The sequence below is a fragment of the Phenylobacterium sp. genome (assembly GCF_030651755.1).
Classification (GTDB): domain Bacteria; phylum Pseudomonadota; class Alphaproteobacteria; order Caulobacterales; family Caulobacteraceae; genus Phenylobacterium.
Window position 1 is genome coordinate 1 of record NZ_JAUSBZ010000030.1, and the last position, 6,739, is coordinate 6,739.

General features: G+C 67.1%; 4 protein-coding genes. 1 reads left to right on the plus strand and 3 read right to left on the minus strand.

Annotation, left to right across the window (positions count from 1 at the left end; all coding sequences use genetic code 11):
• Positions 1 to 631, minus strand: a 631-nt coding sequence (locus Q7V15_RS02425) for an NAD(P)-binding protein (protein WP_304753549.1), incomplete at its 3' end; no start/stop codon positions are given.
• 22 nt (positions 632 to 653) lie between these two features.
• Positions 654 to 5,276, minus strand: a complete 4,623-nt coding sequence (gene gltB / locus Q7V15_RS02430) for a glutamate synthase large subunit (RefSeq protein ID WP_304753551.1) — start codon at positions 5,274 to 5,276, stop codon at positions 654 to 656.
• Between the two features lie 437 nt (positions 5,277 to 5,713).
• On the opposite strand from gltB, the gene Q7V15_RS02435 reads away from it, so the two are divergent.
• Positions 5,714 to 6,052, plus strand: coding sequence for a hypothetical protein (locus Q7V15_RS02435; RefSeq protein WP_304753553.1), 339 nt, complete (start codon positions 5,714 to 5,716; stop codon positions 6,050 to 6,052).
• Positions 6,053 to 6,147: 95 nt separating this feature from the next.
• Here Q7V15_RS02435 and Q7V15_RS02440 read toward each other — a convergent pair whose 3' ends face one another.
• Positions 6,148 to 6,630 carry a cytochrome c gene (locus Q7V15_RS02440; protein ID WP_304753556.1) on the minus strand — a complete coding sequence of 161 codons (483 nt, stop codon included), beginning with the start codon at positions 6,628 to 6,630 and terminating at the stop codon, positions 6,148 to 6,150.
• Between the last annotated feature and the right edge of the window lie 109 nt (positions 6,631 to 6,739).

A 6,739-nucleotide genomic window follows, 5' to 3' on the forward strand; every position in this document is an offset into this window, starting at 1 on the left:
GGAAGATGACCCCTTCGGCCTCCATCTGGCGCACCCGGCGATCGATCAGGTGCTTCTCCATCTTGAAGTCCGGAATGCCGTAGCGCAGCAGGCCGCCGACCCGGTCGCTCTTCTCGAACACCGTCGGCGCATGGCCGGCCCGGGCCAGTTGCTGAGCGCAGGCCAGGCCCGCAGGGCCAGAGCCGACCACGGCGATCCGCTTGCCCGTTCCGCGCGGAGACGGCTGTGGCGTGATCCACCCTTCATCCCAGCCCTTGTCGACGATCTGGCACTCGATCGTCTTGATGGTCACCGGGTTGTCGATGATGTTCAGGGTGCAGGCCGCCTCGCAGGGCGCAGGGCAGACCCGGCCGGTGAACTCTGGGAAGTTGTTGGTCGACTGCAGGTTCTCGAGCGCCGCCAGCCACTGCTCGCGATAGACGAGGTTGTTGAAGTCCGGAATCTGGTTGTTCACCGGACAGCCGTTGTGACAGTAGGGAATCCCGCAGTCCATGCAGCGGGCCGCCTGCTTGGTCAGGTCCGGCTGGGCCAGGGGTTTGACGAATTCGTTCCAGGTCTTCAGGCGGGACTCGGGCTTCTCATAGCCACGGTCCTGACGTTCGATCTCAAGGAAGCCGGTGGGCTTTCCCATGACGGTGCTCCGATCTTCAGTCTTATTCGGCGGCGACGGCGGCGGCGGCCTTGCGTTCCTGGGCCAGGTCCAGCAGGGCGCGACGGTAGTCGGTCGGCATCACCTTGCGGAAATTGGCCAGCTCGGCGTCCCAGTTTTCCAGGATCATCCGGGCGCGCGCGCTGCCGGTATAGAGCTGGTGCCGCTCAATGAGGATACGCAGGCGTTCGGCGTCAAAGGCCAGGACATCGCCCATGCCATTGTCGTCGACCGACACCGACTTCTGCCGCGGACGCTGGGCGTCCTCGGCCGGGTCGCTGGCGCTCGCCGGCGCGATGGCCTCGATCTCCACCATGGCCTTGTTGCACAGGGGCTCGAACCGGCCCTTGGGGTCATAGACATAGGCCACGCCCCCGGACATGCCGGCGGCGAAGTTGCGGCCCGTATCGCCCAGGACGACCACCACACCGCCGGTCATGTACTCGCAGCCGTGGTCGCCCACGCCCTCGACCACCGCCACGGCGCCGGAGTTGCGGACGGCGAAGCGTTCGCCGGCCACGCCCTCGAAATAGGCCTCGCCGGCGATGGCGCCGTAGAGGACCGTATTGCCGATGATGATGTTCTGGGTCGGCTCACGCTTGGAGTTCGGCGGCTGGCGGACGATCACGCGGCCGCCGGACAGGCCCTTGCCCACATAGTCGTTGGAGTCGCCGATCAGCTCCAGGGTCACGCCCCGGGCCGCGAACGCCCCGAAGCTCTGTCCCCCGGTGCCCCGGAAGGTGAAGGAGATGGTCCCATCGGCCAGACCGGCATGGCCATGCGCCATGGCCACCTCGCCCGAGAGCATCGCGCCCACCGTGCGGTTGATGTTGCGGATCTCGAACTCGCCGCGAACCGCCTCGCCGCCATCGATCGCTGGGCGCGCCGCGGCCAGCAACTGGTGGTCCAGGGCCATGGCCAGGCCATGATCCTGCTGCTCGGTGTTCCACAGCCCCTTCGGGTTCTCCAGCGGCGCCTGGTAGAGCAACCGCGAGAGATTGACCCCGCGGGCCTTCCAGTGATCCACCGCCGGCGCGGCGTCGAGCAGGTCCACGCGGCCGACCATCTCATTGAGGGTGCGGACGCCCAGCAGGGCCATGATCTCGCGCAGCTCTTCGGCCACGAAGAAGAAGTAGTTGATCACGTGCTCAGGCTGGCCGTTGAAGCGGGCCCGCAGGACAGGATCCTGGGTCGCCACCCCCACCGGGCAGGTGTTGAGGTGGCACTTGCGCATCATGATGCAGCCGGCCGCGATCAGCGGCGCGGTGGCGAAGCCGAACTCTTCGGCGCCCAGCAGGGCTCCGATGGCCACGTCCCGGCCGGTGCGCAGGCCCCCGTCCACCTGAACGGCGATGCGCGAGCGCAGGCCATTGAGCAGCAGGGTCTGCTGGGTCTCGGCCAGGCCGATCTCCCAGGGCGAACCGGCATGGGTAAGGGAGGTCAACGGCGAGGCGCCAGTGCCGCCCTCGAAACCTGATATGGTCACGTGGTCGGCCCGGGCCTTGGAGACGCCTGCGGCCACCGTGCCGACGCCAACCTCGGAGACCAGCTTCACGGAGATGCGGGCCTTGGGATTGACGTTCTTCAGGTCGTGGATCAGCTGGGCCAGATCCTCGATCGAATAGATGTCGTGGTGCGGCGGCGGGCTGATCAGGCCCACGCCCGGGGTCGAATGGCGCACCTTGGCGATGGCCTTGTCGACCTTGTGACCGGGCAGCTGACCGCCCTCCCCGGGCTTGGCGCCCTGGGCCATCTTGATCTGGATGTCGTCGGCGTTGACCAGATATTCCGCCGTGACCCCGAACCGGCCGGACGCCACCTGCTTGATCTTGGAGCGCATGGAGTCGCCGTTGGGCAGGGGCTTGAAGCGATCAGGCTCCTCGCCGCCCTCCCCGGTGTTGGACCGGGCGCCGATACGGTTCATGGCCATGGCGAGCGTGGTGTGCGCCTCGCGGCTGATGGAGCCGAAGCTCATCGCGCCGGTGGAGAAGCGCTTGACGATCTCGCTGGCGGGCTCAACCTCATAGATCGGGATCGCCTTGTCGGCCAGCTTGAAGCGCATCAGGCCGCGGATGGTCAGCAGCCGCTCGCTCTGTTCGTTGATGCTGGCGGCGAAGGCCTTGTATTCGTCGGGCAGGTTGCCGCGGACGGCGTGCTGCAGACGGGCCACCGAATCCGGCGTCCAGGCATGGGTCTCGCCGCGCAGGCGGTAGGCGTAGGAGCCGCCCACATCGAGCATGTGCCGATAGATCGGATTGTCGCCAAAGGCGTCCTTGTGACGACGCACGGCCTCCTCGGCGATCTCGGCCAGACCGACGCCTTCGATGGTTGAGGCGGTGCCGGTGAAATAGGCCTCGATCAACTCAGAGTTCAGGCCCACGGCGTCAAAGATCTGGGCGCCGCAATAGGACTGGTAGGTCGAGATGCCCATCTTGGACATGACCTTCAGAATGCCCTTGCCGACCGCCTTGATGTAGTTCTTGCGGGCGTCCTTGGCCGAGATGTCGAGCTTGTTCTGCACCCGCAGCTGCTCGATGGTCTCGAACGCCAGATAGGGGTTCACCGCATCCGCGCCATAGCCTGCCAGGACGCAGAAGTGATGCACCTCGCGGGCTTCGCCGGTCTCGATGACGAGGCCGGTCTGCATGCGCAGGCCCTGGCGGATCAGGTGATGGTGAACCGCCGCGGTGGCCAACGCCGCCGGGATCGGGATGCGGTCGGCGCTGACGGCCCGATCCGACAGGATCAGGATGTTCATGCCGGCCAGCACCTCGTCGGTGGCCTCGCGGCACAGGCGTTCCAGGGCCCGCTCCAGCCCGCCGGCGCCCTCGTCGGCCGCCCAGGTGGCGTCCAGGGTGGCGGTGCGGAAGGCGCCGTCCAGCAGCTCATTGATCGAGCGGATCTTGGCCAGAGCCTCGTTGGTGAGGATCGGCTGGGCGACCTCCAGGCGCTTGTGCGACCCGGCCTGACGACCGAGCAGGTTCGGTCGCGGCCCGATCATCGAGACCAGGCTCATCACCAGCTCTTCCCGGATCGGGTCGATGGGCGGGTTGGTGACCTGGGCGAAGTTCTGCTTGAAGTACTCGTAGATCAGCTTCGGCCGCTGGGAGAGCACGGCGATGGGGGTGTCGGCGCCCATGGAGCCGATTGGGTCATCCCCCAGGCGCGCCATCGGCTCCAGGAAGAACTGCTGGTCTTCCTGGGTGTAGCCGAAGGCCTGCTGACGATCGAGCAGGGCGGCGGGGTCGTCGGCTGTGGTCGGCCCGGACTCCTCGGGATCGATCACGTCCTCCAGCTTGAACTGGGTCTCGGCCAGCCACTCCTCATAGGGCTTGGCCCCGGCGAGCGAGGCCTTGATCTCCTCGTCCTCGATGATGCGCCCCTCCTCCATGTCGATGAGGAGCATCTTGCCCGGCTGCAGCCGCCACTTGCGGACGATGCGCTCGTCCTCGACGGGAAGCACGCCGACTTCGGAGGCCATGATCACATGGTCCTGGTCGGTGATGACGAAGCGGGCCGGACGCAGGCCGTTGCGGTCCAGGGTGGCGCCGATCTGGCGGCCATCGGTGAAGGCCACGGCGGCGGGGCCGTCCCACGGCTCCATCAGGGCGGCGTGGTACTCGTAGAAAGCCTTGCGCTTGGAATCCATCAGCGGATTGCCGGCCCAGGCTTCCGGGATCAGCATCATCACCGCGTGCGCCAGGGAATAGCCGCCAGCCAGCAGCAGCTCGAGCGCATTGTCGAGGCAGGCGGTGTCGGACTGGCCGTGCGGAATCAGCGGCCACATCTTGTCGAGATCAGCGCCGAGCAGGTCGGATTCCATCCCGCGACGCCGGGCGTTCATCCAGTTCACATTGCCGCGGACGGTGTTGATCTCACCGTTGTGGGCCATGAACCGATAGGGGTGGGCCAGCCGCCAGGAGGGGAAGGTGTTGGTCGAGAACCGCTGGTGGACCAGGGCCAGGGCGGATTCCGCCAGGGGGTCGGCAAGGTCCTCGTAGAAGGTCCCCACCTGTCCGGCCAGCAGCAGGCCCTTATAGACCACGGTACGGGTCGACAGGGACGGCAGATAGAGGTCCTTCAGTCCCGGCAGACCCTTCTTCTCGGCCAGCTGGGCGATGGGGTTCTGGATCTGCTTGCGCACGGCCAGCAGCTTGCGCTCGTGGGCGTCCTGGTCCTTGATGGTCGGACCGCGGCCGATAAAGGCTTGGCGGATCACCGGCATGGCGTCCAGCACGGCCTGGCCGATACCGTCCAGGTTCACCGGCACGTCGCGCCAGCCAAGGACCGGCTGCTTCTCGACCTTCATGAAGTGTTCGAACTGGGCCACGGCGACGTCGCGCGCGGCCTCGTCGTGCGGCAGGAAGCACATGGCCACGGCGTATTCGCCGGCCGGGGGCAGATCCACGCCGTTGTCCTTAGCCCAGGCGCGATAGAGACCATCGGGAATCTGAATCAGAATCCCGGCGCCGTCGCCGACCAGCGGGTCAGCACCCACCGCGCCGCGGTGATCCAGATTGACCAGAATCTGCAGACCCGCCTGCACGACCTCATGCGATTTGCGACCTTTAATATTGGCCACAAACCCTACGCCGCACGCATCATGCTCGTTACGCGGATCATACAATCCTTGCCGCTCTGGCGCCCCCATATGGACTCCCTTCCACTTGCTACGGGCGCACGCCCGCGCGGCCCCGAGGGGCCGTTTCGGACGCGCGTTGGAACCGCGCATTTACCCGGCAAGAACATGCCTTGTCGATGGGGCAGAGGCGCTTGAAATGAAATGATCTTCCAAGTTGCGGCTTCAAGTGGCGCTCAATCGCCCCAGATCACACATTTGCGCCCCGGATAGGCCGCGCCTGGCTTCATCACGTCAGGGCGCAGAGGCAGGATCACATTTCGGAGAAGTCGGCGCTTGGGCGCCTTCCTGGGCGTTGGCGAGACCTTGAGCCGTATCGATACCGTCGCCGCCGCGCCGAGCGCCTTGCATTTCCCTTACGGATGCGATTGGAGACCGGCTCGTTCCTGCGCTACGTTCCCGCGATCGAATTCGAGGAGTGCCTGATGACCGACCAGATCGAACGGCCCTGGGCCCTGATGCGCCATCACGCCGGATGGGCTGACGTGTTTCACGTCGAAAAGGAGGCCGGCGACTCCGTCACCGGCTTCTATCCTGACCGCGAAACGGTGGGCCCGCCCGTCAGCTATTCGGTGCGCGCCGTCCTCGCCCGTTTCCCCACCATGGAAGCCGCCCGCGCCGCCCGCGAGGGCGCGGTCGCCGAATGGCGCAAGCATGACGCCGGCGTTCAGGAGGCCGAGGAAAAGCTGCGCGCGGCTGAAAAGGCCCGTGAGGACGCCTGGCTGGGCTGCCTGCGTGAGGCCGCCGACCGCTCGGTCGGCTGACCCAGCCGCGCATTCAGACTGATCGATGAATGACCCCGTCGTCCACTGGACGGCGGGGTTTTCCGTATCCGAGCCTACAGCCCCTGCGGGCCGGCTCAGTCTTCCTGGCGGTACTTGGTGTGGCAGGCCTTGCAGGCGGCCGCGACCTGCACGGCCTGGGTGCGGCTTGCCGCGACGTCCCCGCCTTGCGCCAGGGCGGTCAACCGCGCCGTCTGGGTCCGCAGATTGGCCGCGGCGTCGGCGAAACCGGCGGCGTCCCCCCAGACCTCGGCGCGGGCCTCCGTCCTGGCGCCCGACTCCGGGCCGCTGCCCCTGGGAAACCAGGTGGGCAGATGGCCGGCATGGGTCTCCAGGCGTCCCGCCGCCGCTGCGACCGCCGCCATGTCCGGCTTGCCGCCGCGCAGTCCGTCATTGACCGCCTTGAAAGCCGCGCCGATCTGTTTGAATCCCGCCTGCCGGGTGGTGACGGCCCGCTCGGCGGCGCTCTCGGCTGTGGCCGGCGATGGCGCGATAAAGGCCGCAGCGGACGCTGCGATCACGGCCAGCGCACCGGTGAGGCCGGCGAGTTCGAGTTTCATGGATCGTTCCCAAGCGTGAACCTGTGGCGAGTGTTGCGGCGTCCCCTGGGCGACGTCAATTGGCGGGGGCGCCGGCCCGGCGGGCCTCGGCGATCAGAGCGCCGCAGGC